Below are 26,242 nucleotides of genomic sequence, written 5' to 3' on the forward strand. Positions count from 1 at the left end.
ATGTAATTTATTAAAAAATCTTTTTTAATTCTTCTAAAGCCTTAAATCTGTGGCTAATTTTATTTTTTTCATCTTGACTAAGCTCTGCAAAAGTCTTACTTAATCCTAAAGGAATAAACATACTATCATAGCCAAAACCATTATTACCGCTTTCTATTTTACTAATCGTTCCATCGCAAACGCCTTTTGCAAATTCTATCTTTGAATTAGTAATTAAGCATAAAACGCAAACAAAACTAGCCTTACTAAAATCAACTCCAACTTTTGTTAATTCAAGGCGTAATTTTTCTCTATTTTTAGCATCTTTTTCATCACTAAAATCATTTGCGTATCTAGCAGAAAAAATGCCTGGAGCATTATCTAAAGCCTCAACGCAAAGACCACTATCATCAGCTAATACTGCATAATTTTTCTTATCTTCTTCGCTTAATTTATCCCACAATGCTTTTGCTTTAATTTTTGCATTTTGTTTAAAGCTATTTCCATTTTCAATAGGATTAAAATCACTCACAAAATCACTTGCTAAATAAAGCTCACAATTTGTTAATAATTCTTTAAATTCTTTTAATTTACCACTATTTGAACTCGCAATTATTATTTTCATTATCTATCCTTTATAATTTTTAGTATTATAAGTAATAAAAATACCAAAAGGACAAACCATTAAAGATTTAATAATTATTGGAGCTGGAGCAGCGGGATTATTTTTGGCTGCTAATTTGAAAAAAAATGCTTTAATTTTAGAGCAAAATAACGCCGTTGCTAAAAAACTTTTAATAAGTGGTGGTGGCAAATGTAATGTAACAAATGAAAATATCAATATTAAATCGTATTTATGCGATGATTATGATAAATTAAAGCAAAGTTTAGATGAGTTTAGCTATCAAGATAATCTTAATTTTTTTAAAGGAATTAAGTTTAATAAAATTAGAAATAAGCAGTTTTTTGCTCCTAATTCTTCATTAATCCTTGATAGATTATTAAGTCAAAATAAATCAAAAATTATGCTAAATACTAAAGTTTTAGGCTTAGAAAAGGCAAATAATTCTTATAAAATCATCACAAATAAAGGCGAGTTTTTAGCTAAAAATGTAGTAATTGCTACTGGTGGGATTTCTTTTGCTACTTTAGGAGTAAGCGATATTGCATTAAAAATTGCAAAAGAATTTCAAATAGGATTTAGCGAGTTTTTACCTGCTTTAGTGCCACTTACTTTACAAAAAGATGAGTTTTTTATGAAAAATCTTAGTGGAATTAGCATTGAAGTTTGCATTAATGATATTTTTAAAGGTTCTATGTTATTTACCCATAAAAGTATTAGTGGCCCTGTGGTTTTGAGTGCTTCATTGTTTTGGACTAAAGGCAAAATCAAAATTAATTTTCTAAATGATTTTAAAATAGATTTTAGTAGTTTAAAGCAAGCTAGCACGCATTTATCTTTACCTAAAGCTTTTATTAAAGAATACTTAAATGCAAATAATTTAAGCGATAAAGCAATGAATAAATATAATTTAGAAGAAAAAGAGATTATAAATAAATTATATAATTATGAGTTCGCACCAGCAGGAAATCTAGGCTTTAATAAAGCAGAAGTTTGTAAAGGTGGAGTTAGTCTAAAAAGCCTAAATGAGCATTATGAAAGCTTAGAAAATAAAGGTTTATTTTTCATAGGTGAATGTTTAAATGTAGCAGGGATTTTAGGCGGATTTAATATACATTTTGCATTTGCTAGTGCAAAAAAATTGGCAAATTATTTAAACAAGGAGTTAAAAGATGATTGATTTATCAAATAATGAAAATACCTTAATAAAGCACGATTTTAAAAGCATTATGAATGATTATGATTTAATGTGTAAATACCCTTGCGATAGCGAGTATTTGCTAAAAGAAGAACTAGCCAAAAAGCATAATGTAAAATCAAATAACATAAGCTTAGGTTGTGGCTCAAGCGATATTATTTATAGAACAATTTGTGCTTTAAATGCAAGAGCAAAAAGCGAAAATAAAGAGCTTAATTTAATAGTTCCTATGCCAACATTTGATTTGGTTTTAAGCATTGCAAAAGCTTTAAAAGTAAAAATCACTTATATTTATTTAAAAGATGATTTTATCCTAAATGTAAATGATATAAAGCCATTAAGTAACTCATATAATTTAATTTACATTACCAATCCAAACAACCCAAGTGCAAAAGAGCTTAGCCAAAATGATTTAGAGTATTTATGCTCAATTTGTAAGGATAATACTTATATGATTTTAGATGAAGCTTATGCTGAATACAATGCTAATTTTATAAGTATTAAAAAATGTCAAAAAAATATAATAATTACTAGAACTTTTTCTAAAATCTATGCTCTAGCAGGACTTAGAATAGGATATGCTATTGCTGAAAATGAATTGCTTTCTTTTATTGATGAGTTTATTTTAATAGACAATATCAATGCTTATGCTTTATTTTGTGCTATAAATGCTTTAAAAGATGAAGAATTTGTAAGTAAAACAAGAGCTATGACCTTAGAAAATAAGGCTAAATTAGAGCAGGTTTTAAATGAATTGGATATTTTTTATTTTAAATCTAATGCTAATTTTATTTTACATAAAATAAAAAGCGAAAATTATCATAATTTTATGCTAGAAAACGGCGTTAAAGTAGGTAGAAAAATACATAATTATCCTTTATTTAACAGAATTAGCGTAGGAAATATTGAAGAATTAAATGTATTTTTTAAAGCCTTAAAATTAGCAAAAGAAAAAGATTTGGTGTAAAAATAAATTAAGAATTTAATTCTTAATTTATATCAAATAAAGAAGGTGTATAACCGCTTAATTTTAAAAGCGAATAAGCTTTAGTGGTTGCTACTCTTCCTTTTGCACTTTTTTCTATGTAATTATTTGCTATTAAATAAGGCTCGATTACATCTTCAATAGTTCTTTCATCTTCACTTAAAGCTGCTGCAATAGTATTTAAGCCCACTGCTTTTTTAGCCTTGCATAAAAACTCAAGATAATTTAAATCGCACTCATCAAGACCTAATTCATTTACGCCTAAACTCTCAAGCGCTAATTTAGCTCTTTTTAAAGTGATTTTTGTTTCATTATTTACTATGGCAAAATCCCTAACTCTTTTAAGAAGTCTAAGGGCAATTCTTGGGGTGCTTCTGCATCTTTTAGCTATTTCTTTACTAGCGTCGTTATCGCAGGTAATATCAAGCTTTAAAGCAGCTTTGCTAATAATTAAGGCAAGTTCATCAGGGGTATAAAACTCTAGCCTACAATTAATCCCAAATCTATCCCTAAGCGGAGTTGAAATTCCACCGCTTTTAGTAGTAGCAGCAATTAAGCAAAACTTAGCTAAATCAATTTTAACGGTTTGAGCTGCAGGGCCACTTCCTATTATAATATCAAGACGAAAGTCCTCCATCGCTGGATATAAAACTTCTTCAATAGCAGGGCTTAAGCGATGAATTTCATCAATAAATAATATATCTCCATCTTCAAGATTTGTAAGAATTGCAGCTAAATCTCCGCTTTTTTCTATCATAGGGGCTGCTGTGGTTTTAATATTTACTCCCATTTCATTTGCAATTATATTTGCTAAAGTGGTTTTTCCAAGACCTGCAGGGCCAAAAAATAAAGTATGATCAAGCGGGGCATTTCTTAACTTTGCTGATTTTATAAATACTTTTAAATTCTCTTTAGTTTTGTTTTGACCTACATATTCATCAAAAGTGCTTGGTCTTAGGCTAATTTCATATTTGCTATCATCTTTAAATTGTTCAATTTCAACTATTCTTTCCATTTTTTACCTTAAATAATGTTTGTAAATAATTTGTATAATCTTAGCAAAATATAAAAACGAGTGATTACATGAATAAAAATTTAGGACTTTTAGGGCAATTAGAATTAGAATTTGATTTTGATATCGTTGATGATTTTATGACCCATTTTAATATTTTTTGCGATTCTTTAGAGCCTGTTATTATCGCACTTGAAGATGAAGATAAATATAAAAATAAAGTAAATGAGCTTTTTAGAATGTTTCATAATATGAAAAGCGCTAGTGGTTTTTTAAAAATTAATCAATTCGTAAATATTTGTAAAATTGTTGAAGATGTCTTAGATGAAGCTAGAGATATGAAAGGTCCTGCTAGCGATGAATTAGTAGATTGGCTACTTTTTGTAACTGACCAATTTATGATATACAAAAGAGATTTTAACGATAATAATCCTTATCTATCAGCGTTAAATCCAAAAATTATTCACCTACCACAAAGGCTAAATAAATGAATGCTAAATATTTTATAACAGCTATTGTTTTATTGGTTTTATGTTGTTTGCTTTATTTATTTAAACCTTTTTTATTAACTATTGCAATTGCTGTTTTAATGGCAGTTGCTACTGCAAATCTTCATCATAAAATATTCGTAAAAACAAAAAGAAAATATGTAGCTCCAATAGTTTTAACAACTATGATGTCTTTATTATTTTTTGCTCCACTTGCATACACTAGCTTTTCTTTAGCAAGTTCAATTAAAGACTTAGATATAGCTCAAATTCAAACAACAATTACAAAATTAAAATCAGCAGAATTTAATTTACCAAGCAATTTAGACTACATAGAGCCAAAAGTAAAAGAAGCTTTAAATGAAATAGATTTAAATAATGTAGGTAAAAATATATTAAATTATGCTTCAAATTTTACAAAATCAGGTGTTAAATTCTTTACTGAACTTATATTAATAATAATATTTTATTTCTTCGCAAATTATTATGGAGTAGAACTTGTAGGATTTTTTAGAAAACTTATGCCGCTTAAAAAAAGTGAATTTGAAAATGTATTAGGCGAAGTATCTAATGTAATGAGCGTTGTGTTTTACTCTGTAATTATTACTGCTGTTTTTGAAGGTTTATTATTTGCAGTATTTTTAATGTATTTTGGATATAACGGACTTTTAATGGGTATTTTATATGCAATATCTTCGCTAATTCCATTAATAGGCGGTGCTTTACTTTGGGTTCCTGTTAGTTTATATGAATACTCTCACGGCAATACAGCAAATGCTATAATAATTGCGCTTTATTCAATTATTATGATTTCTATTATTGCAGATACTTTTGTAAAACCATTAATAATTAGATGGATTAATGAAAAATTGTTAAAAACACCAGCAAATGTAAATGAGCTTTTGATATTTTTTGCAATGATTGCTGGTATTTCTACATTTGGCTTTTGGGGAGTTATATTAGGGCCTGCTATTTTGGCTTTATTTTTATCAGTTGTAAAGCTTTATGTATTAATTATAGAAAAGCATTAAATTATTATTTTTTTAATACTTGGATTTAATCTAACTAAAGCTTCATAAACATTAGTATTAAAATAATTTGCGTATTTTAAAGCATCGTTAAATACGCAGATATTTTCTTTATTAGTATCTTCAATACTAAAGCTATCCATTGAGATTTTGCCTAAAACTTGTTCGTTATTTGCTAATTTAAATTCTTTTAAACCTTTATAATATAAAAGCCCATCTCCATATCCTAAATCATAATTAGCAATTTTTAAATCCTTATTAGATACAAAAATCTCATCATATCCAATACTATCTCCAGCACTAATAATTCTTGAGCTAATTTTTTCAGCCCAAAGACTTAAAACCGGCTTTAAATTAGCCTTTACATCGCAATATCCAAATTGTGCTAAGCCTACTCTAGCAGCCTTATCATATTCATTTTCATCTAAAAATAAAGTGCTAGAATTTGCAGAGTGAAAAAACACTTCATCAGAATAATTATTCTTTATAAACTCGCACATTTTTATATAAAGTGGTTTTTGATTTTTAATATTATTTGGACTTGAATAATGAGTGAAAGCTGATACTAATTTCAGCTTTTTTTCTTTAATAATTTTTAGAGCTAATTCTAAATTGTTTTCACATATTCCACTTCTATGCATATTAGTATCAAGTTTTAAAGCGACTTTATCTTCATTATTTAAATAATCAAAATAACTCAAATCATTAATAGCTAAAATATAATTATCGCAAGCTTTATAATGCTTTGGAATTTGAGATAGTATTAATATATTTTTAAATTTATTTTGAATAATACTAGCTTCATTTATGTTTTTTACTGCGACATTTTTAATACCAAATTCTAAAGCCAAATCACTAATTATATTAATATCGTGCCCGTAAGCATTGTCTTTTAAAATAATGATTAATTTATCAATGCTACTAACTTTTTTTAAGCACTCATTTAAATTATAAAAATAATTTGCTTTATTAATTGTGATAAATGCCATTATTGCTCCGTTAAGATTGACATTTTTCCATTTACTAATTCAATATATAAAACTTTTTCGCCATTAAAAGTATAACTTGAAGTAGCATAATTTTCATAAAAAGTAATCTTAAATATTTTTCTTTGCTCTAAATTAGGATAAGGAATTATATTTATATCTTTAAATTGTATTGTTTTATCCTGCTTTCTACTAAAAATTGCCTTTTTTTGCTCCTTAAAAGCAGATATTTTCGTGCCATCATATTTAATAAACTCATCACTATAATAACTAAGATATGTTTTATAATCATTGTTAGTCCAAGCATTTTTCCAGTCAAATAAATTAGCCAATATTAAAGCAATTTCATCAGCATTTGTGCTAACAACGCCTTTTTCATTAATTAATACATATATTTTTTTATTATTTACAATGCCATTAAAATCTAACAAAACATCATTAGTCATTACAACACAACCCTTAGTCTTATAAGCATCATATCTTACATCGCCTTCAAGTGGAAAACCATGAATCCAAATTCCAGAGCCTGTTTTTTTACGAACTTTATCATATAAATTAGGATAGTTTAAAACAAAAGCATAAGGTCCATAATAATTATCAGGTGGAACCATTTTGTTTAAAACCTGATAAGCTCCAATAGGGGTTTTTAAATCCCCTTCTCTTTCTTTATTACCCATAAGACCTGTTATTACACTTTGCTCGAATTTAGGTGTTAATTTGTTGTTTTTTTCTTCAAATAAAACTAATTTTTGTTTATCTTTATCAACTACTACCACCATAGCATCATCGCTATAGTATCCATATTTTAAATCAAGTCCTTGCAATTGAGTTTGCCAAAACTTAACATCACTAAGTCCAGCTTCAAGCTTATTTTCAACTGCACCTATGCCATCTTTTAAATAAATTTGTAATAAATTGTCTGAATATAAATAAATTGATAATAATAAAATTATGATTTTTTTCACTATTAGCTCCTATAAAAGTTAAGGACTAATTATAAAAAGTAATTTTAAAGCTAAGTTAATACCAAAAATGTTTTTTTGATTATTGCTTTCATTAAGAAAAATTTATTTATAATCCTTATCGTTTTTACTAAAAAGGAGAATTTAATGAAAAAGATATTATTAGCGTTAAGTTTAGGTGCAAGTTTATTTGCAAACAACATAGAAATAAGTGAGCCTTATGTTAAAATTACCCCACCAAATGCAAAAAATTCAGCTATTTTTATGAGTATTAAAAACAACTCAAATGAAGATATAAAATTAGTTGATGCTAAATGTGATTTTGCAAAAAATACAGAAATCCACACTCATATTCACGAAGATGGTATGATGAAAATGATTAGAATACAAGATGCAACAATCAAGGCAAATGATACTTTAGAACTAAAACCAAAAAGCTATCATATTATGCTAATGGATATTAAAGATAGCATTAAAGAAGATACTAAACTTAATTTAGAACTAAGCTTTAGTAATGGCGAAACAGTTGAATTAAAAGACATTCCAGCAAAATCAATAATTCATGCTCATTAATGAAAAAATTAATATTTTTATTAGTAATAATTGCTATTTTTGCAAGTTTGTTTTATTTTTATCCAAATTCTAAAAAAAGGGAGTTAATCACTACATTAACTCCACTTAGTTGCGATTTAAATATAAGTGAGTGTGAAGTAGATTATAATGGTAAAAAAATCATATTTGATTTAAGTCCAAAACCGCTAAAAACCTTAGAAGAAACAAAAGTAATTATTAAAAATTTAGAAGATTTTCCCAAATTAAATGCAAGACTTTATGGGCTTAATATGTATATGGGAGATATTGTAGGAGAATTTGAAAAGATTGATAATACTTATATTGGAGATATTGTTTTTAGTGCTTGTACTGAAAATACTATGAGATATAGATTAGAATTATTTAATGACAATAAAAGCCTTGATTTATCTATAGATTTTGATGTTAGGAGATAGTATGAAAAAGCTAATTATTTTTATTTTTTTAGGATTAATCTTAACTGCTTGTTTTAATAATAAATATGATTTTAATTTAAAAGGAGCAGGTGATAAAACTTATACCCTTAAAGATTTTAAAGGAGATAATTTATTAATTTACTTTGGCTACACATTGTGTGCTGATATATGCCCTACTTCTTTAGCTATTGCCACTAAAGCTTTAAATGAATTAAATAGAAATGATATAAAAATATTATTTATTAGTCTTGACCCTAAAAGAGATACGGCAAATGATATAAATGAATATGTGCAATATTTTTATAAAAACTCACTAGGACTTGTGCCTAGCGAAGATGAGCTTAAAAGAATTTCAAAAAACTATGGGGTAAAATATGAGTATATTTATCAAGATAGTGCTGCTGAATACACCGTAGCTCATAGCTCAAGTTTTTATATAATTGATAAAGATGGTAATTTCAAAGGAGAAATAAGCAATTTAACAAATGCGAATGTTAAGAAAAAAATTAGCGAATTTTTAGGTAATAATTAACTATTTACTTTTACAATTCGGTTTTTAAATATATAAAGGAGAAATAATGGCTACTAAAAAAACTAGCGAAAAAGAAACAAAGCAAACAGCTAAAAAAACTACTGCTAAAAAAGAAACGGCTAAAAAAGAAGTAAGTAAAAAAGAAACTTCTAAAGAAGTAGCAAAAAAACCAACTGCAACAAAAGCTGAAAAAGTAGAAAAAGAAGTAGTTGAAGATAAAGCTGTTAAATCTAAATCAAAGGAAACTACATTGTCTAACGAAGTAAGTAAAGTTGAAGAATTACAAAATGAAATTGAAAAATTAAAAGCTGAACTTGGTATTATGAAACAATTCAATAATAATCGTGATAAAAACTCAAGCGATAAAATCTTTATGGAACTTGAAAAATTAAAAGAGATTATTTATGGTTTAGAAGATAGAATTGAAGAGCTTGAATATCAAGTAAGCGAAAAAGACGATTATTAATATTCATTCCGTTTTTCGGAATGAATTAAACTTATGCTATTTACATTTATTCTTTCATTAATTAGTTTTGTTGTTTTAATTATTTTTAAAGGTATTAATTTTACTTATTTAAATTCTTTATATGATTTTATAAGCTTTAAGACACTTGCCCTACTTTCTATGTTTATAGCTGTTAATAAATCCTTAGAATTAATAGGAGCATTTAAGCTACTTGCCTTTTATGTATTAAACAAAATTACCAAATTAAAAACCATAGCAATTTTACTAATACTAATATGTTTTTTTAGCTCTATGTTAGTTACTAATGATGTAGCGTTGCTTTGTTTTGTGCCTTTTAGTATTTATTTATTAAAAGAATTAAAAGCGAAAAAATTTACTATGCAAATCATAATATTACAAACAATAGCAGCAAATCTTGGCTCAATGCTAACACCATTTGGAAATCCACAAAATTTATTTATATTCACATATTTTCATTTAGATTTTTTAAGCTTTTTTAAAAGCACTTATATTTACTGCTTTATATCTTTAATATTATTATTTATTTTTACCATAAACATTAAAAACAAAAACATAAAACTAAAAAATCTTATAAAAACTCAAATAAATCAAAAATTATTTATCCAAAACCTAGCATTATTTTTCATATCAATTTTATGTGTTAGTGATATTTTAAATATATTTTTAGGCTTTTTTATAGTTTTTATAAGCTTATTTATTAGCAATAAAAACGCAATTTTTAAAGCTGATTTTTCTCTTATTATAATTTTTATAAATCTTTTTATATTTGTAAAAAATATAAGTTATTTTATAAGTATTAAAGAATTTGATATTTTTTATCTAAGTATATTTTTATCTTGGATTATTAGTAATGTTCCTGCTTGTGTGTTTTTAGCTAGTTTTACAAATGATTATAAAGAATTATTATTAGGGGTAAATATTGGCTCATTAGGGACTTTAATAGCGTCTATGGCTAGTTTAATTTCTTATAAATACTATATTAATTCTTATAAAAATAAAGCTTTTAAATACATAATCAATTTTACTTGGATAAATATTGTATTTTTAATAATTTTAGTAGTTTTTAAAGAATTATCCCGAATTTAATCGGGATAAAATTATTTCGTATTAAATATAAATTCCTTATCAAAATCAACTTCTACAAAAGATTTCAAATTCCCTTGTAAAATAAGTTCACTAAGTCTTGAATCAATTTCTTGATATATAGTTCTTTTTAAGGCTCTAGCACCATATTCATCACTATATCCTAGATTTAAAATTTCTAATCTTGCATTCTCACTAATACTAAAGCCAATTCCAAGTTCAGCTAATTTATTGCTAGTATTTTTAAGTAAAATATCAACAATTTGTAAGCATAAATCTTTATTTAAAGCATTAAATCCTACTATTTCATCAAGCCTATTTACAAATTCAGGTTTAAAGTATTTTAATAATTCTTTATTTATTAATTCATTTCTTTCTTTTTCATTTTTAATATCTACAAACTTAGCTGCTCCAATATTACTTGTAAATATTATTAAAGTATTTTTAAAATCAACCCTAAAGCCTTTATTATCATTCAAAGCTCCTTCATCTAACATATTTAAAAATATATTAAAAATATCAGGATGAGCTTTTTCTATCTCATCAAAAAGTAGCACCGAATAAGGTCTATTTTTAACAGCTTCTGTTAATTGTCCGCCTTCATCACTTCCTACATAACCAACCGCAGAACCTATTAAATTGCTTACTCTATAACTTTCAGCATATTCATTCATATCAAAACGAATTAAAGCCTTTTCATCATCAAAAAGCTCTTTTGCAATTGCTTTTGCTAATTCAGTTTTACCAACTCCTGTAGGCCCTAAGAATAAAAAGCTTCCTATAGGACGATTGCTATCACTAAGCCCTGCTTTATTTGCCCTTACTGCACGAGCTAGAGCTTTTATAGCTTTATCTTGTCCTACTACACGAGTTTGTAAATTATTTTCAAGATTTAAGTATTTTTCACTCTCATTGCTTAGTAATTTACTAACCTTTATTCCTGTCATTTTTGCCAAAATTAAAGCGACTTGCTCATCATCAACTTCGTTTTTAAGTAAAGTTCCGCTTTGTTTTAACTCTTGCCAATTTGCCTTAGCATTCTCAAGCTCATTTTTAACTTGTGGGATTTTTCCGTATTCAATCTCTCCTGCTTTTTGATAATCTCCTTTATTTTTTGCAATATTTGCTTCATTTTGCAAATTATTAATCTCGTTCATTTTTTTTGAAATTTCGGCAAATACTCTTTGCTCGTTTTCAAATTTCATTCTTAATTTTCTTTCTTCTTCGCTAAATTCACTTAATTCATTTTCAATTTCTTTTAATCTTTCTTTATTTTTTTCTTCACCTTCCATTAATAAAGCTTCTTTTTCAACTCTTAATCTAACGATATTATTTTTTACATTTCTTAAAGCACTTGGCTCACTTTCAATTTGCATTTTAAGTTCAGCTGCAGCTTCATCTATTAAATCTATTGCTTTATCAGGTAAAAATCTTCCTTGAATATAACGATTACTAAGCTTAACAGCAGCTACTAAAGCTTTATCATTAATACTTACATTATGATGAGCGCTTAATCTTTCTTTAAGACCCCTAAGCATTGCTATTGCATCATTTACGCTTGGTTCATTCACAATTATGCTTTGAAATCTTCTTTGCATTGCAGCATCTTTTTCAAAATATTTTTTATATTCTTTTAAAGTGGTTGCACCAATGGTTTTAAACTCGCCCCTACTTAAAGCAGGTTTAAGTATATTAGCAGCATCCATACTTCCTTCACTTGCACCTGCACCTAATATTGTATGAATTTCATCAATAAAAATTATGATATTAGGATTTGCTTTTACACTTTCAATTATATTTTTAAGTCTTTCTTCAAATTCCCCGCGGTATTTTGCTCCTGCAACAAGTGCTGCTAAATCAAGGCTTAATATTTGTTTATTAGCTAAAGAGCTTGGCACTTGTTTATTAGCAATTGCTTGAGCTAGAGCTTCTACTATAGCTGTTTTACCAACTCCTGGCTCACCTAATAAAATAGGATTATTTTTGCTTTTTCTAATTAAGATTTGCATAAGCCTTTCTAATTCATTATCCCTTCCTGTAATTGGGTCAAGTTTGCCTGATTTTGCTAATTCAACTAGATTTGTGGTGTATTTTTCTAATTCTTTATTGCTTATGTCATCTTGCTCTTTTTCGCTAATTTTTCTATCGCCTCTTAAAGCATTTAATTCGCTTTTTAATACAAGTAAATCTAAATAATCTTTTAATAACTCACAAATTCCACCCTTATCACACTCACTAATTATCCACATATCAGTGCTTAAGTAGCTATCACCTTTGCTTAAAGCAAATCCAATAGCCTTTTCAAGTGAAGTTAAAAGTGCATTACTAGGTTTTACATTATTAGCATTTACTCCATCGCTTTTTACTAAATTATCAGCCTTACTTTTTAACATTAGTGAAATTGCGGTTTTATCTATTGATAATTTATTAAATACTTGATTAAGAATAGAACTTGAATCATTAGCAATAGCCCATAAAATATGAAATGGTTCTATATTTGGATTTTTATTAAATACACATAAGCTCACTGCTTGACTTAAAGTTTCATTAAATTGATTTGTTAATTTATCTTGAATATTCATATTATCTCCTTTAATTGATATGGTTCGCATTATATTACTTTAGTCTATTATTGTCAAGTATAAAATTAAATTTATCACTTAAATATCTTAAGTGCTAAGTTTTTTATTTAAAAATACACATAATTGCTTACTTGTATTTAAAAAATTGCGTTAAAATCACAGCTTTAATCTTAAATCTTATTGGAGCTATCGTGAATTTTAATAAAAAGATATTTTTGTGTGTTGCACTTGGAATTTCGTTGTTTGCAAAAACTGATGAAGAAGCTGAAAGACAAGCATTCTCAAAGCTTATTAAAACTTTTAGAATGATTGAAGCAAATTATGTTGATGAAATCAGTATAGAGCAACTTGTGGATAAATCTTTAGAAGGATTATTGAGTAATCTTGACGCACATTCAGCATTTTTAAATGAAAAGAATTTCAAATCTTTACAAGAAAGCACAAATGGAGAATTTGGCGGTCTAGGAATGACTTTATCAATTAAAGATAATGCAATAACCGTTATTGCACCAATTGAAGGAACTCCTGCTGATAAAATAGGCATTAAATCAGGCGATGTTATTTTAAAAATTGAAAATGAAAGCACGATAGGAATGAATCTTGATGACGCAGTTTCTAAAATGCGTGGCAAACCAAATACTAAGATTAATATTACAATATATAGAAAAGGCGAGAAAAAGCCACTAGATTTTACGATAACAAGAGATATTATAAAAGTTGAAAGCGTTTATACTAAAAAAATAGAAAATACAGACTTTTTATACATTAGAATTACAAGTTTTGATAGAAATGTTGTAAGTAAAGTAAAAGACGCATTAGCTATTAATAAGGATATTAAAGGGATAGTAATTGATTTAAGAAACAACCCAGGTGGTTTATTAAACCAAGCTACAGATTTATTGAATTTATTTATTGATAAAGGTATTTTAGTATCTCAAAAAGGAAGAGATGAAAGTGCTAAAATAGATACTTTAGCAATTAAAGGTGCTGCAATAAATACAAAAATACCTATTAGTATAATTGTAAATGGTGGAAGTGCAAGTGCAAGCGAAATCGTAAGTGGAGCTATGCAAGATAGAAAAAGAGCGATTATTGTTGGTGAGAAGACTTTTGGCAAAGGAAGTGTTCAAATGATTAGAGAAATCAATGATAAAGAAGGTATAAAACTAACGATCGCAAAATACTATCTACCAAGTGGAAGAACAATTCAAGCAGTAGGAGTTACTCCTGATATTATTGTGTATCCTGGTAAGGTAAATACTGAAGATAGTGGCTTTAGTATAAAAGAAAGTGAACTTAAAAAACACCTAGAAAATGAATTAGAAAAAATTGATGGTAAAAAAGAAAACAAAACCGATAAAAATACGCTAACTCAAGAGCAAATCAATGAAGATTCTCAATTAAAATCAGCAATTGACGCTTTAAAAATCTTAGTAATTAAAGGAAATTAATGAAAAAAATAATCTTTTTGATATTTGCTAGTATTTTATTTGCAGCTCCATCAAAAGAATTAAGTGTAATGGACGCTCAAGTTTATACAAACCTTAATCAAAATAATGAAGATGCAAATAGTTTTACTAGCGATATTAAAGAAGAATTTAATGATAAAGTAGAACTTGCTATTAATGCTAATTTTTCAAAAAATTCTGTAAAAACTAAAGAAGTTTTTTATATAGATATAACAATTAATTCTAATTATAAAACAAATTTTACTCCGCAAATTAATTTTGAAAAAAGCATTGATATGCAACAATTAAATAAAGATATTAAATTTAATAGCGAAAATGGAATTTATACTACTCGTGTTTATTTTCAAGCAAATACAGCAAATGCTAAACTAAACTCAATTGATGCTAAGTTATTTAGAAATACTCAAGAAGTAGGAAATGCTAAAATCAGCCTAGATAATTTAAAAATTGAAGAATTAAAATTTAATAAAGATTATGTAGAGTTAGTTGCAAGTGATTTAAAAATTACAAATTTAAAATGCACTGAATATGATGAAACTAGCGTTATATGTGGAATGGACGCAAAAGCAAATAACACTAATTTTAATAATTTTTCTTTAAAAACTGCAAAATCGCAAAGCATTACAAATGTCGGAAAAGACTATGAAAATGCAAAATGCTCAATTGCTTTAATTTTTCCTAATAATATGAAAAATTTCTCTTTTTCATATTATGACCCATTAGAAAATAAATTCATAGAATATTCTAATAAAATCATAGTAGAATCTGAAGAAATAAGCACTCAAACAGACTTAAATCCAATAACAAAAGAAATTAATTTTTATTTACAAATTGGAAGCTTAATCTTAGCTGTAATTTGTCTCATAATTGTAGTAATTTTTAAAAGGTTTTTTTCTTTAATAGCACTTGCTATAGTTTTTGTGGCTTTTAGCTTTATTGATGGTGGGAATTTTAGTAGTGCTAAATTAAAATCAGGTGCAAGTGTTAGAATTTTACCAACTAATAATTCAACTATTTTTTATAAAAATACTGACATAAAAGAAGTAAAAATCATAACCAAAAAAGACAATTTTGTAAAAATAGCACTTGATGAAAATACAAGTGGTTGGGTAAAAAATGAAGATATTGAATAAAATCTTAAGTATTTTTCTAGCAATAATCATAGCAATCAGCATTGCTTTTGTAATTGTTTTAATGTTTATTTTCCCTAAAAAAAATTGGGTTATTAGAAAAACTTGGGCAAAATTTATCCGTAAATTGTGCTGTTATAAAATAGAAATAAAAGGCGATTTTAATCCTAATGCAAGAATGATTATCCTAAATCATCGCTCAATGCTAGATATTATCGCACTTGAAGATATATATCCATACGATTTAGCTTGGATTGCAAAAAAACAGATTGAAGAATTATTTTTCTTTGGAAATATCATAAAATTACCTAAAATGATTTCAATAGATAGAGAAAACGCAAGAGATTTTGTAAGAGTTATAAATGAAGCAAACGATAGATTAAATAATAATAGAAACATATCTATGTTTCCTGAAGGAACTAGAAGTGATGGCTATGAGTTATTAAGATTTAAAAAAGGCGCTTCAATGCTAGCTACTAAGTTAGATGTTTTAGTTCAACCTGTTGTAATTATTGGTTCAAAAGAGATTTTAGATAGTAAAAGAATAACAATTCACTTAGGTAAAAAACTTACAATAATACCTTTACAACCACTAAAAGCTAATGAATTAGACAATGCAAAAGACTTAATGCAAGAAGCAATTAATGAATATTTCAAGGCTAATGAGTGAATATTTTTATGGTTGCTTTAGGTGGAGCCATTGGTGCTGTTTTAAGATATATTTTAAGCACTTTTATAAATCGTAATTTTGATTTTAAATTCTTTATAGCTGGGACATTAATCGTTAATTTAATAGGCTGTTTTTTGATAGGATTATTTTATGCACTAGCTAAAAATTACGAGAGTTTAAACGAGATAAGATTATTAATAGTAGTAGGATTTTTAGGTGCTTTTACTACTTTTTCATCAATTACTTATGAGAGCATAACATTATTAAAATCATTAGGCTTCGTTGCCTTTAGTGCAAATATTATTTTAAATGTAGTATTTGGACTAATAGCAACTTATATTGCTTTAAATTTTTTTAAATAGGAGAAAATATGGAATTTAAAACCGAAGTAAATCAATTACTTAATTTAATGATTCATTCACTTTACTCAAATAAAGAAATATTTTTAAGAGAGCTTATATCAAACTCAAGCGACGCTATAGATAAGCTAAATTTCTTAAGCCTTAGCGATGAAGCTTATAAAGGAATTAGCTTTAATCCTAGTATTAAAATTAGCATTAATAAAGACGCTAAATTATTAATCATAGAAGATAACGGCATAGGTATGGACGAAGCTGATTTAAATAATAATTTAGGCACAATTGCTTCAAGTGGAACTAAGAAATTCTTAGAAAATTTAAGCGAAGATGCTAAGAAAAATAGCGATTTGATAGGTCAATTTGGTGTTGGATTTTATTCAGCATTTATGGTTGCAAATAAAATTGAAGTTTATACTAAAAAAGCCTTAAGCAATGATTCGTTTTTGTGGAGTTCTGATACAAATGGTTATGAAATCACTAAAACAAATAAAGATAGTTTTGGCACAAAAATAGTTCTACATTTAAAAGATGATGAGTTTTTAAACACTCACACTATTGAAAACCTAGTTAGCAAGTATTCAAATCATATTTCTTATCCGATTTTCTTAGAAAAAGAGATAAGTGTTGGCGAAGGAGAAAACGCTAAAACTGAATTAAAATTCGAGCAAATCAATAAAGCAAAAGCTTTATGGAGAGAAAACAAAGCAAGTCTTAAAAAAGAAGATTATTTAAAATTCTATGAAGGCATAAGTTATGATAGTAAAGAGCCGATTTTATATGTTCATACTAAAAGCGAAGGCGGTTCTTTAGAATATTCAAGCTTATTTTTTATCCCTGCAAATGCTCCACACGATTTATATAGAGTAGATTATGAAAAAGGTATAAAACTTTATGTAAAAAGAGTATTAATTAGCGAAAAAGAAGAGATTTTACCAAGTTACTTAAGATTTGTTAAAGGTGTGCTTGATGTTGAGGATTTACCTTTAAATGTAAGCCGTGAGATACTACAAGAAAATGTAATTTTAAGAAAAATAAAAGAAATCAGCACTAAAAAGATTTTAGGTGAATTAGAAAAATTACAAAAAAATGATGCTAATAAATATGATGAGTTTTATAAATTATTTGGTGCTGTATTAAAAGAAGCATTGTTTGACCCAAGTGCAAACAAAGATGAGATTTTAGCATTATGCAAATTTGATAATAGTCAAAACGATACTCAAATCACACTTGATGAATATTGTGCTAATTTAGGCGAAAATAAAACTATTTATTATCTAATCGGTGAAAATAAAGAATTATTAAAACACTCACCTTTACTTGAAAGCTACAAAAAAAATGGCATAAATGTATTGCTTTTAAGCGACAAGATTGACCCAATTGTAATTCCTATGGTTCATAAATATAAAGATTTTGATTTAAAAGCTATAAACGAAGTTGATGAAATCAAAAAAGATGAATTAAACGAAGAGCAAAAAGGCTTTTGTGAAAAACTAAGCAAAATATTAGAAAATGATGTAAAAGAAGTAGTTTTATCTAATTCTTTAGAAAGCTCATTATCAAGCTTAGTTTATGATACTAAAGACCAAGAATATATGATGGCTAAAATGATGGCTCAATTTAGCGGAGAAAAAATGAATGCTAAAGGTGTTTTACAACTAAATGCAAAACACGAATTAGTAGCAAAACTAATAAATGAAAATAACGAAGATAGCCTTAAAAATCTAGCATTTATAGCTTATGGCACCGCAGCACTTGCTCAAGGCTTAGAATTTGCTAAGGTTAGTGAGTTTAACGAAGCTGTTATAAATCTAGCTAAAAAAGCGTTTTAATGCAAGAAAACAAAGCCTATTTAAGCGAACAAATAATTACTTATTTAGGCAATAAACGCTCATTATTAGGCTTTATTGAAAAAGGCGTAAAATATGCAAAAACCGAGCTTAAAAAAGATAAATTAAGCTCGGTTGATTTGTTTAGTGGTAGTGGCATTGTCGCAAGATTTTTAAAACAACACTCAAGCTATTTAATAGCAAATGATTTAGAAAGTTATAGTAAAGCAATCAACGAATGCTATTTATCAAATATTGATAATAATTTTTATAAAGAGCTTGAAATAGAGCATAAAAAACTAAAAGAGCAAATCATTAATAATTTTAATGAAAACGGCTTTATAAGAGAGCTTTACTCTCCTAAAGATGAGCTCAATATCACTCAAAATGATAGAGCTTTTTATACAAATTATAATGCTAATTATATTGATACGGCAAGATTATTACTAGAAAATCACAAATATAAAAAATACTTTTTAGCACCACTTTTATACGAAGCTAGTGTAAAAGTAAATACAAGTGGTGTTTTTAAAGGCTTTTACAAGAATAAAAATGGCATAGGACAATGGGGTGGAAGTGGCAAAAATGCTCTTAGTAGAATTACTGCCAATATTGAGTTGGCAATGCCTATTTTTTCAAACCATAATGTGCCTTTTAATGTGTTTTGGCAAGACGCAAATGTTTTAGCAAATGAGCTTGATTGTGATTTATGCTATATTGACCCACCTTACAATCAACACCCTTATGGCTCAAATTATTTTATGCTAAATCTAATTACAAATTATATTAAACCACAAGATATTTCTAAGGTTTCAGGTATTACAAAGGATTGGAATAAAAGCGTTTATAATTCTAAAAAAACAGCTAGCGAAAGCTTTTTTGAGCTAATAAAAAATCTAAAAGCAAAAATAATTTTAATCTCATATAACAACGAAGGTATAATAAGTGAAGATGAATTTAAAAACACTCTTTTAAAATTTGGTAGTTTAAATATATTAGAGCAAAAATATAATACCTTTAGAGCAAGTAGAAATCTAAATAATCGTAAAATCCATGTAAAAGAGATTTTATATATCCTTAAAAAAATATAAAAATAATATATGATTTAATATGCTTAATCACAAAAATTACCTAAAGCCTTATTTTTATCTACAAAATATACTACTTATAATAAAGACTTAAAATTATCATAAATATTTATATTTTCTTAAAAGAATTTAAAATTGTATCTTATAAATCAAAAAAGCTTTATTATTTAATAAAAATACTAATTAATAAAAATTATTATTTATATTATCCATAGATATAATATTTAAAATATAATTACCTATGCAAATATTATTTGTATAAATTATTTAAGGAGTTTTTATGAAAAAAATCATTTTTTCTTTACTTTGTTGTAGCAATTTATTAATATCTCAAACTTTTATAGAATTTAACACTCTAGGTGCAAGTATTAAAGACAAAAATAATATTTTTGACAATGATTTATCTAACACCTTAAACGCAAGTGTATATTTATACAAAATGGATAATTATGATAATGATTTTGTAGGTGGGATAGATTTTAGCCATTTTAATATATATTCAAGGTTTTTTATAGGCAACCAAGGAAGCAAAACTGATATTGATTTATATAATTTCACAGCTTTAGGTGGATATGGATTTTATAATGATATTTACAATATATCGCTTTCTTTATTAGGCGGTGTAGGATATGAAAAGGCTAACTATAATTTAAGTAGTGATATTATAAAAAACGCTAATTTTAATAAGAATTTAAAATCAAATCTATTAATGCTAGGAATTGCTGCTAAATCGTATTTGGACAGCAATTTAATACTTGGAATGAGATTATTTGCCAAACACTACACAAACAATAATATAAAAGAAAAATCAGCCCTATCAGGAGATATATCATTAGGTTATAGTATTTCAAAACAACTTAATGGATTTTACACTCAAATAAAAGTAGGTTATGATAATAACTTAGTAGGTAAAGGCGTTAATTTTGGAATAGGATTAGGCTATTCATTTTAAAACTTAGGTTTTTTATCCAAAAGATAAAAAACCTTAAATTAAATCTCTTTTATAAATTCTTTTTAACTTTCTATCTAATTTATAGCATACTTCATAAATTGCAGGAATAGCAAAAAGTGTTAATATGGTTGAACTAATAAGACCACTAATTACTGCAACTGCCATAGGAGAATTACTCTCATAACCAGCTCCGTGTGAAATAGCTAAAGGTAGCATTGCAAAAATCATAGCAATCGTAGTCATTAATATCGCTCTAATTCTACTTTTGCCAGCTATTTTAAGAGCTTCTTTAACCCCTACTCCACTATCACATAATTTATTTGCAACATCAATTAATAAAATTGCGTTTTTGCCAACCATTCCAAATAACAAAATAAGAGCAACCAAAACAAATAAAGAAAATGTATTGCCTGTCAAATAAAGACCAATACAAGCTCCAGCAAAAGCAAGTGGCATTGTAATCATTATTACAAATGGAACAACAAAACTCTCATAAAGAGCTGCTAATACTAAATAAATTAATAAAAATGATAAAATCATAACCATAGCAAAACCAATTATGGTTTCTTCTAAAAGGTCAATAAAACCAGTAAATGTATATCTTAAACCAGTATTTTGAATAATTTTATTCATATTAGTTTCTAGTTTTGTTTTTACCTCATCTAAAGAAACCCTATCAACTCCTGCAGTAATTTTTACAGAACGAGTTTTATTAAGTCTATTGATACTACTACTATCCTTAATTAGCTTAATATTTACAACATTTAATAGGCTAATTATATTATTATCCATAGTTTTTATTTGTATTTTTTCAAGTGATTTCATATCTTCTTTAGATACTTTTTCAAGTTGAATATATATATCTTTACTATCTTTTAAACCATCTAAAACCCCAACATTAGCGTGGGCGAAAGAAGTTTGAATTATTGCTGCTAAATCTTGGGTATTTACATTTAATTTTCTTGCTTTTTCTTTGTCTATATAAATAGCTAAAACATCTGCATAAGCATCAATATCATCACTAATATCAACTACTCCTTTTAACTCATTTAATATATTTTTAGCTCTTCTACTAGCACTTACTAAAGAAGAAAAATCATCGCCTAATAATACAAACTGAACTGGCTCATCAATACCTGCACCTTCAAATTTAGGTATTTCTAAAACTTTGATTTTAAATTCTTTTAAATTCAAACTATCTCTTAGATTAGATACTACTTCTTTTTGTCTTGCATCTCTTTCATTTAATGGCTTTAATTTTACATATATTTTAGATTTTTTTCTATCTTTTGCATCATCGTAGCCAACTAGCATATAAGCATAATCAACATTTTGATTTTCTTTAATTTGCTTTAAAACTTCTAAAGATTTTTCTTCCATAACATCTATTGATACATCTTTTTTAGATTCTATTTGGACTTGTAATTCACTATCATCTTCCATAGGTAAAAAGTCAAGTCCTATTTTAGGTGCTAAAGAAAAAGATAAAGCACATACAACAAAAATAATACCTATAAAAATCTTTTTATACTCTAATATAGTATCAAGAGTATTTTCATACCATTGTTCTAATTTAGCAAAATATATCTCTGTTTTATCGTGGAATTTACTTTCGTTTGTATTTAAAAATCTAGCACTAATAGTTGGGACTAAAAACACACAAACTAAAAATGAAATAATTACCCCAAAAGCAACACTCATTCCTAAGGCATTAAAAAACAACCCAGATATACTATTCATAAACGAAATCGGAATAAATACACATAATAAAACTATACTAATACTAAAAACAGAAAAAGCAATATCCTTAATCCCTGCATAACTTGCATATAAAGCATTTTTTTCTGTTTTAATCTTTTTACTAATATTCTCAATTACAACTATTGCATCATCTACGAATATACCAATAGATAAAGTAAGCGCTATTAAGGTTAAGCGATTTAAATCATAGCCAAATAAATCAATTAGAAAAAAACTTGAAATAATTGAAGTAGGAATTGCAATACTAGCAATAATAGTAGCACTAATATTTCTTAAAAATAAAAATACTATTAAAATTGTTAAAATAACCCCCAAGCACATATCAAATACAACTTGTTTAATATGTTTTGTGATATTTTCTGATTTATCATATACAACATCAAATTCTATATTTTTATGATAACTTGCAATACCTTTTAAAGCTTCTTTTATGTTTTTTGCTACATCTAAGCTATTTTGACCAGTGATTTTTTTAAGTTCAATTAATATACCATTATCCCCATTAAAATAAGCATAACTATCTTTTGAAGTATAGCCTATGTTAATATCTGCTACATCTTTTAAAAATACTCCTGGAGCTATTCTTAATTGTTCTAATTCTTCTATATTATTTGAATCAAAATAACCTTTAATAGTTATATTTTTTGCTTCATTTTCAATACTTCCTAAAAAGGTTTTAAAATTCTGCATTTTTATCAGTTTTGCCACATCTAAAGAGTTAATATGGTATTTATTTAATTCGTCTAATTTCAAATCAATTTTGATATTATTTTTTAAATACCCTACCATTTTAACTTCTCCAACGCCTTTTATACGCTGAAAATCACCTTCTAAATCATCTTCAATTAATTGCATTAAATCAGTATCATTTAAATCCTTAGATGATATAAAAATACTCATTACAGCACCTGCATCTGATGATACCTTTTCAACACTTGGTGGGTATTCTAATTTCATTTTTGATATTTTTTCACGAATATCATTTACTGCTATTTCTAAATCTTTACCTAGTTCAAATTCTACAACTATTACGCTTAGGTTATTAAAACTTTTTGAACTAATTCTTTTTATCTGGCTAACACCAGAGATTTGATTTTCTAATTTTTTAGTAATTTGAGATTCTACATAACTTAAATCAGCATTTGCAAATGTTGTAATTTTTACAAGCGGAATATCAACATTAGGATATAAGTTAATTGGCATAGTAAATATAGATACAATACCAAAAATAAATAATCCTAAAAACGCCATTAAAATCGTAATTGGTCTATTTATTGCAATTTTTAACATTTATTCACCTGTTATAATATATCCGTCACCAAATGAACCAATTTGTATATCATTTGCTAAGACTTCTGCATAAATTTTTCTTGTTTTGCCATCTATATTAGGATAAACTTTGCTAATCACCCCTTTCATCTTTAAACCATTTATACTATATTCGTAAATATCCCCTACTTTCACTAAATCAGAATATTTTTCATCAAAACTTAAAAGTAATTTAACTTCAGGGTAACTATCTAAAACAAATAAAGGCTGCACAGGACTTGCAACCCCTTCTCCAACTTCAATATATTTTGCTGTAATTACCCCATCAAACGGAGCTTTTAACTTTTTTTGATTTATTAAAGTTTCATATTTTTTACTAGATATTTTCGCTGATTTTAATTTTTGCTCTGCTTCATTTTTCTTAAAATTAATTTCATCTATTGTTTGCTCGTTTAATACTGATTTTACTTGTTCGTATCTTTTAAGCGTTGTATTTGCTAAAACTAAAGCTTCATTTGCTAATTTTTGTTGAACATTAGCATCATCTAAGCCAATTTGCTCAATTGAGCTATCAAGCTCTAGTAAAATATCGTTCTTTTTTACTTTTTTACCTATATCTGTATTTATTTTATTTACTATTCCAAATGATTGTAATGATAATTTAGCACTTTTTTGAGCAACAACATCAAAACTTGCATAAACAGAATCTGCAAATAAGTTAAGACTAATTAACAAAAATAATAATTTTTTCAATATTTCTCCTATAAATCAATTACAAAATCTTTAATAATAATACCTTTAGCAAGTAATAATTCTGCCTTAGATATTTCAAATTTAGCTTTACTTAAGCTAAGCTTCGCCAAAGCTCCTTGCATAGTTTCTAAAGAATTTAAATATTCAACATATCCAACAAGTCCAGCTTCATATTTTTTAGCAATACTCTCATAAGCAATTTTGCTAGCATTTAAAAGCTTTTCATTAGCATTTATTTCTTCTTGTATAGATGCAATTTTTTGAATTAATAGCTTTTCCTTTTCACTAACTGATTTTTTGCTATATATATTCATTTCTTTAGCAGCTAAATTACTAAGTTTTGCACTCTCATAAGCTTTTTTATCAGCTCCAAAAGAAAAAATATTCCAAGACAAACCCAGCATAAATATATTTGAAAACATTTTTTCTTTTACTCTTTCTTTTACTATCATATCAAAAGGAGCATATAAAGAATAATTAAAATTATTTTTTGAAAATCCCATAACATTTTTTAAAAATATTGTTGGCTTAAATGGTGCTAGTGATAAATCCTTATTAAGTTCACTCATTTCTTCTTTTAAAGAAGCGATTTTAATATCATAAGATTTATTAATGCTATCTTCATACAAAATAGCACTGCCTTTTGTAGGAATAAAATTATTATTAGTTATCAAATAAATATTACTTAATATCTCATCTTTTTGATAATATAAAGAACTTAATTCACTTTTATTTGATTCAACTTTTGCATTAAAGATTTCTAATTCATCATTAGGTCTTAAACCTACTTTATTAAGACTTTTTAGTCTATCTAAACTTGCATTTAAATATTTTAAATTCTGCTCTTTATATTCAATATTTTCCATTAAAGCTAAATAAGAATAATATAAACTTGTTAAATTAAATTCCAATTCATTTTTAGCCTTTTCTAATTCAATTTGACTTAATTCGTGATTTTTTTTCGCAAGATTTATATTAGAATTTCTTTTACCATCATAAATTAAAGCATCTATTGCTACACTTACATTTGTTAAATTATTTGGATTTATTATATATCTATCATAATCAAAACTAACAAATCCAACTTGTAAAGTAGCACTAGGATAGTATTTGTATTTTACGCTTTTTGCACTTTCTTCTTTGCTTAAAGTTTCATAATTTTTAGCTTTTAATTGCTCATTATTCTCAATACTTTCTAGCATAGTTTTTAAGCTAGTTGCATTCAGCAAACTAAGACTTAATAAAATTAAAGATAATTTTTTCATATTTTTTCCTATGTAAAACTTTTAACCAAATTACCAATTAATAAATTCCAACCATCAACTAAGACAAAAATTAGAATTTTAAATGGTAAAGATATCATAACCGGCGGCAACATCATCATACCCATAGCCATTAATACCGATGATACAACCATATCAATTACTAAAAAAGGTAAGTATAGCAAAAATCCTATCTCAAATGCAGTTTTTAATTCACTAATCATAAAAGCAGGAACTAAAGTTACTAAATCTACATCATCAATACTCTTAGGATTATCAATATTTCTTAAGCGATAAAATAGTGCTAAATCCTTTTCTCTAGTATTTTTAAGCATAAATTCTTTAAACGGCTTAACACTTAATGCAAATGCTTCTTCATAGCCTATTTTTTCTTCCAAATAAGGCTTAATTCCTGTTTCATAAGATTTATTAGCAGCTGGTTGCATTATAAAAAAAGTTATCACAAGTGCTAAAGATATTAAAATTGTATTAGGCGGCATTGCTTGTGTTCCCATAGCTTGTCTCATAAACGAAAACACTATAACTAATCTTAAAAACGAAGTGCATACAAATATAATACTAGGAGCTAAAGCTAATATAGTTAAAACTATGACTACATTTAAAGTAGTTACTAATTGGCTAGGCGTTTCTGGTGCGCTTAGATTTAGATTTAATGTAGGAACGCTAAGTGGAGTATCAGCGTAAATAAACACTGAAAACAATAATAAAAGCAATAGTTTTTTCACTAATTT

Annotated in this window: 25 protein-coding genes; 16 read left to right on the forward strand and 9 right to left on the reverse strand. The window is 26.5% G+C overall.

What is annotated here, in order from left to right:
• Positions 1-10: 10 nt before the first annotated feature.
• Positions 11-604 carry an RdgB/HAM1 family non-canonical purine NTP pyrophosphatase gene (gene rdgB / locus AVBRAN12637_RS04940; RefSeq protein WP_214117295.1) on the reverse strand — a complete coding sequence of 198 codons (594 nt, stop codon included), beginning with the start codon at positions 602-604 and terminating at the stop codon, positions 11-13.
• Positions 605-680: 76 nt separating this feature from the next.
• Here rdgB and AVBRAN12637_RS04945 point away from each other — a divergent pair, with 76 nt between their 5' ends.
• Positions 681-1,781 (forward strand): aminoacetone oxidase family FAD-binding enzyme, encoded by a 1,101-nt coding sequence (locus AVBRAN12637_RS04945; protein WP_275592002.1) that lies wholly within the window; start codon positions 681-683, stop codon positions 1,779-1,781.
• Positions 1,774-2,766, forward strand: coding sequence for a pyridoxal phosphate-dependent aminotransferase (locus AVBRAN12637_RS04950; protein ID WP_336615438.1), 993 nt, complete (start codon positions 1,774-1,776; stop codon positions 2,764-2,766). The genes AVBRAN12637_RS04945 and AVBRAN12637_RS04950 overlap by 8 nt, the downstream gene beginning before the upstream one ends.
• Before the next feature lie 22 nt (positions 2,767-2,788).
• On the opposite strand, the gene ruvB is transcribed toward AVBRAN12637_RS04950, so the two are convergent.
• Positions 2,789-3,799: a Holliday junction branch migration DNA helicase RuvB gene (gene ruvB / locus AVBRAN12637_RS04955; RefSeq protein ID WP_214117299.1), complete on the reverse strand. Its 1,011-nt coding sequence runs from the start codon at positions 3,797-3,799 to the stop codon at positions 2,789-2,791.
• Between the two features lie 68 nt (positions 3,800-3,867).
• On the opposite strand from ruvB, the gene AVBRAN12637_RS04960 reads away from it, so the two are divergent.
• Both AVBRAN12637_RS04960 and AVBRAN12637_RS04965 read left to right on the forward strand, forming a co-directional pair.
• Positions 3,868-4,287 (forward strand): Hpt domain-containing protein, encoded by a 420-nt coding sequence (locus AVBRAN12637_RS04960; protein WP_336615439.1) that lies wholly within the window; start codon positions 3,868-3,870, stop codon positions 4,285-4,287.
• Positions 4,284-5,315: an AI-2E family transporter gene (locus tag AVBRAN12637_RS04965; RefSeq protein WP_214149804.1), complete on the forward strand. Its 1,032-nt coding sequence runs from the start codon at positions 4,284-4,286 to the stop codon at positions 5,313-5,315. Before AVBRAN12637_RS04960 ends, AVBRAN12637_RS04965 begins: the two co-directional genes overlap by 4 nt.
• Here the strand turns inward: AVBRAN12637_RS04965 and AVBRAN12637_RS04970 are convergent.
• A complete protein-coding gene (locus AVBRAN12637_RS04970; RefSeq protein ID WP_336615440.1) occupies positions 5,312-6,301 on the reverse strand; it encodes an alanine racemase in 990 nt (329 codons plus the stop codon). The genes AVBRAN12637_RS04965 and AVBRAN12637_RS04970 overlap by 4 nt on opposite strands.
• Positions 6,301-7,263, reverse strand: coding sequence for a L,D-transpeptidase family protein (locus tag AVBRAN12637_RS04975; RefSeq protein ID WP_214117312.1), 963 nt, complete (start codon positions 7,261-7,263; stop codon positions 6,301-6,303). The genes AVBRAN12637_RS04970 and AVBRAN12637_RS04975 overlap by 1 nt, the downstream gene beginning before the upstream one ends.
• A gap of 144 nt (positions 7,264-7,407) precedes the next feature.
• Here AVBRAN12637_RS04975 and AVBRAN12637_RS04980 point away from each other — a divergent pair, with 144 nt between their 5' ends.
• The 5 genes from AVBRAN12637_RS04980 to AVBRAN12637_RS05000 are packed head-to-tail and all read left to right on the forward strand — an operon-like array spanning position 7,408 to position 10,372.
• Positions 7,408-7,833 (forward strand): copper chaperone PCu(A)C, encoded by a 426-nt coding sequence (locus AVBRAN12637_RS04980; protein WP_336615441.1) that lies wholly within the window; start codon positions 7,408-7,410, stop codon positions 7,831-7,833.
• A complete protein-coding gene (locus AVBRAN12637_RS04985; protein WP_336615442.1) occupies positions 7,833-8,267 on the forward strand; it encodes a hypothetical protein in 435 nt (144 codons plus the stop codon). The genes AVBRAN12637_RS04980 and AVBRAN12637_RS04985 overlap by 1 nt, the downstream gene beginning before the upstream one ends.
• A gap of 1 nt (position 8,268) precedes the next feature.
• On the forward strand, positions 8,269-8,799 hold the full coding sequence (locus tag AVBRAN12637_RS04990; RefSeq protein WP_214117317.1) for an SCO family protein: 531 nt from the start codon (positions 8,269-8,271) through the stop codon (positions 8,797-8,799).
• 46 nt (positions 8,800-8,845) lie between these two features.
• Positions 8,846-9,265: a hypothetical protein gene (locus AVBRAN12637_RS04995; protein WP_214117318.1), complete on the forward strand. Its 420-nt coding sequence runs from the start codon at positions 8,846-8,848 to the stop codon at positions 9,263-9,265.
• Positions 9,266-9,298: 33 nt separating this feature from the next.
• Positions 9,299-10,372, forward strand: coding sequence for an SLC13 family permease (locus AVBRAN12637_RS05000; RefSeq protein ID WP_336608385.1), 1,074 nt, complete (start codon positions 9,299-9,301; stop codon positions 10,370-10,372).
• Positions 10,373-10,383: 11 nt separating this feature from the next.
• On the opposite strand, the gene AVBRAN12637_RS05005 is transcribed toward AVBRAN12637_RS05000, so the two are convergent.
• A complete protein-coding gene (locus AVBRAN12637_RS05005; protein ID WP_336615443.1) occupies positions 10,384-12,951 on the reverse strand; it encodes an ATP-dependent Clp protease ATP-binding subunit in 2,568 nt (855 codons plus the stop codon).
• Positions 12,952-13,106: 155 nt separating this feature from the next.
• Here AVBRAN12637_RS05005 and AVBRAN12637_RS05010 point away from each other — a divergent pair, with 155 nt between their 5' ends.
• The 7 genes from AVBRAN12637_RS05010 (at position 13,107) to AVBRAN12637_RS05040 (ending at position 20,445) form a co-directional block, all read left to right on the forward strand.
• Positions 13,107-14,402, forward strand: a complete 1,296-nt coding sequence (locus AVBRAN12637_RS05010; RefSeq protein ID WP_442862234.1) for a S41 family peptidase — start codon at positions 13,107-13,109, stop codon at positions 14,400-14,402.
• Complete coding sequence (locus AVBRAN12637_RS05015; protein ID WP_214117324.1) at positions 14,402-15,553, forward strand: hypothetical protein; 1,152 nt, start codon at positions 14,402-14,404, stop codon at positions 15,551-15,553. The genes AVBRAN12637_RS05010 and AVBRAN12637_RS05015 overlap by 1 nt, the downstream gene beginning before the upstream one ends.
• A complete protein-coding gene (locus tag AVBRAN12637_RS05020) occupies positions 15,537-16,220 on the forward strand; it encodes a lysophospholipid acyltransferase family protein (protein WP_214117326.1) in 684 nt (227 codons plus the stop codon). Before AVBRAN12637_RS05015 ends, AVBRAN12637_RS05020 begins: the two co-directional genes overlap by 17 nt.
• Complete coding sequence (gene crcB, locus AVBRAN12637_RS05025) at positions 16,217-16,582, forward strand: fluoride efflux transporter CrcB (RefSeq protein ID WP_214117327.1); 366 nt, start codon at positions 16,217-16,219, stop codon at positions 16,580-16,582. Before AVBRAN12637_RS05020 ends, crcB begins: the two co-directional genes overlap by 4 nt.
• 8 nt (positions 16,583-16,590) lie before the next feature.
• A complete protein-coding gene (gene htpG / locus AVBRAN12637_RS05030; RefSeq protein ID WP_336615444.1) occupies positions 16,591-18,408 on the forward strand; it encodes a molecular chaperone HtpG in 1,818 nt (605 codons plus the stop codon).
• The gene (locus AVBRAN12637_RS05035; protein ID WP_336615445.1) at positions 18,408-19,496 is read left to right on the forward strand and encodes a DNA adenine methylase; all 1,089 of its coding nucleotides are present in this window, start codon (positions 18,408-18,410) and stop codon (positions 19,494-19,496) included. Before htpG ends, AVBRAN12637_RS05035 begins: the two co-directional genes overlap by 1 nt.
• A 277-nt stretch (positions 19,497-19,773) precedes the next feature.
• Positions 19,774-20,445 (forward strand): hypothetical protein, encoded by a 672-nt coding sequence (locus AVBRAN12637_RS05040; RefSeq protein ID WP_336615446.1) that lies wholly within the window; start codon positions 19,774-19,776, stop codon positions 20,443-20,445.
• Positions 20,446-20,478: 33 nt separating this feature from the next.
• Here AVBRAN12637_RS05040 and AVBRAN12637_RS05045 read toward each other — a convergent pair whose 3' ends face one another.
• Genes AVBRAN12637_RS05045 through fliP form a run of 4 tightly spaced genes read right to left on the reverse strand, consistent with a single transcriptional unit; the run spans position 20,479 to position 26,236 of the window.
• A complete protein-coding gene (locus tag AVBRAN12637_RS05045) occupies positions 20,479-23,496 on the reverse strand; it encodes an efflux RND transporter permease subunit (RefSeq protein WP_336615447.1) in 3,018 nt (1,005 codons plus the stop codon).
• On the reverse strand, positions 23,497-24,228 hold the full coding sequence (locus AVBRAN12637_RS05050; protein ID WP_336615448.1) for an efflux RND transporter periplasmic adaptor subunit: 732 nt from the start codon (positions 24,226-24,228) through the stop codon (positions 23,497-23,499). It lies immediately after the preceding gene.
• A gap of 8 nt (positions 24,229-24,236) precedes the next feature.
• Entirely contained in the window at positions 24,237-25,493 is a 1,257-nt protein-coding gene (locus AVBRAN12637_RS05055; RefSeq protein WP_336615449.1) for a TolC family protein, read from the reverse strand.
• 8 nt (positions 25,494-25,501) lie between these two features.
• Positions 25,502-26,236, reverse strand: coding sequence for a flagellar type III secretion system pore protein FliP (fliP, locus tag AVBRAN12637_RS05060; RefSeq protein ID WP_214117334.1), 735 nt, complete (start codon positions 26,234-26,236; stop codon positions 25,502-25,504).
• Positions 26,237-26,242 lie beyond the last annotated feature (6 nt).

The sequence above is a fragment of the Campylobacter sp. RM12637 genome (genome assembly GCF_020137645.1).
Classification (GTDB): Bacteria; Campylobacterota; Campylobacteria; order Campylobacterales; family Campylobacteraceae; genus Campylobacter_E.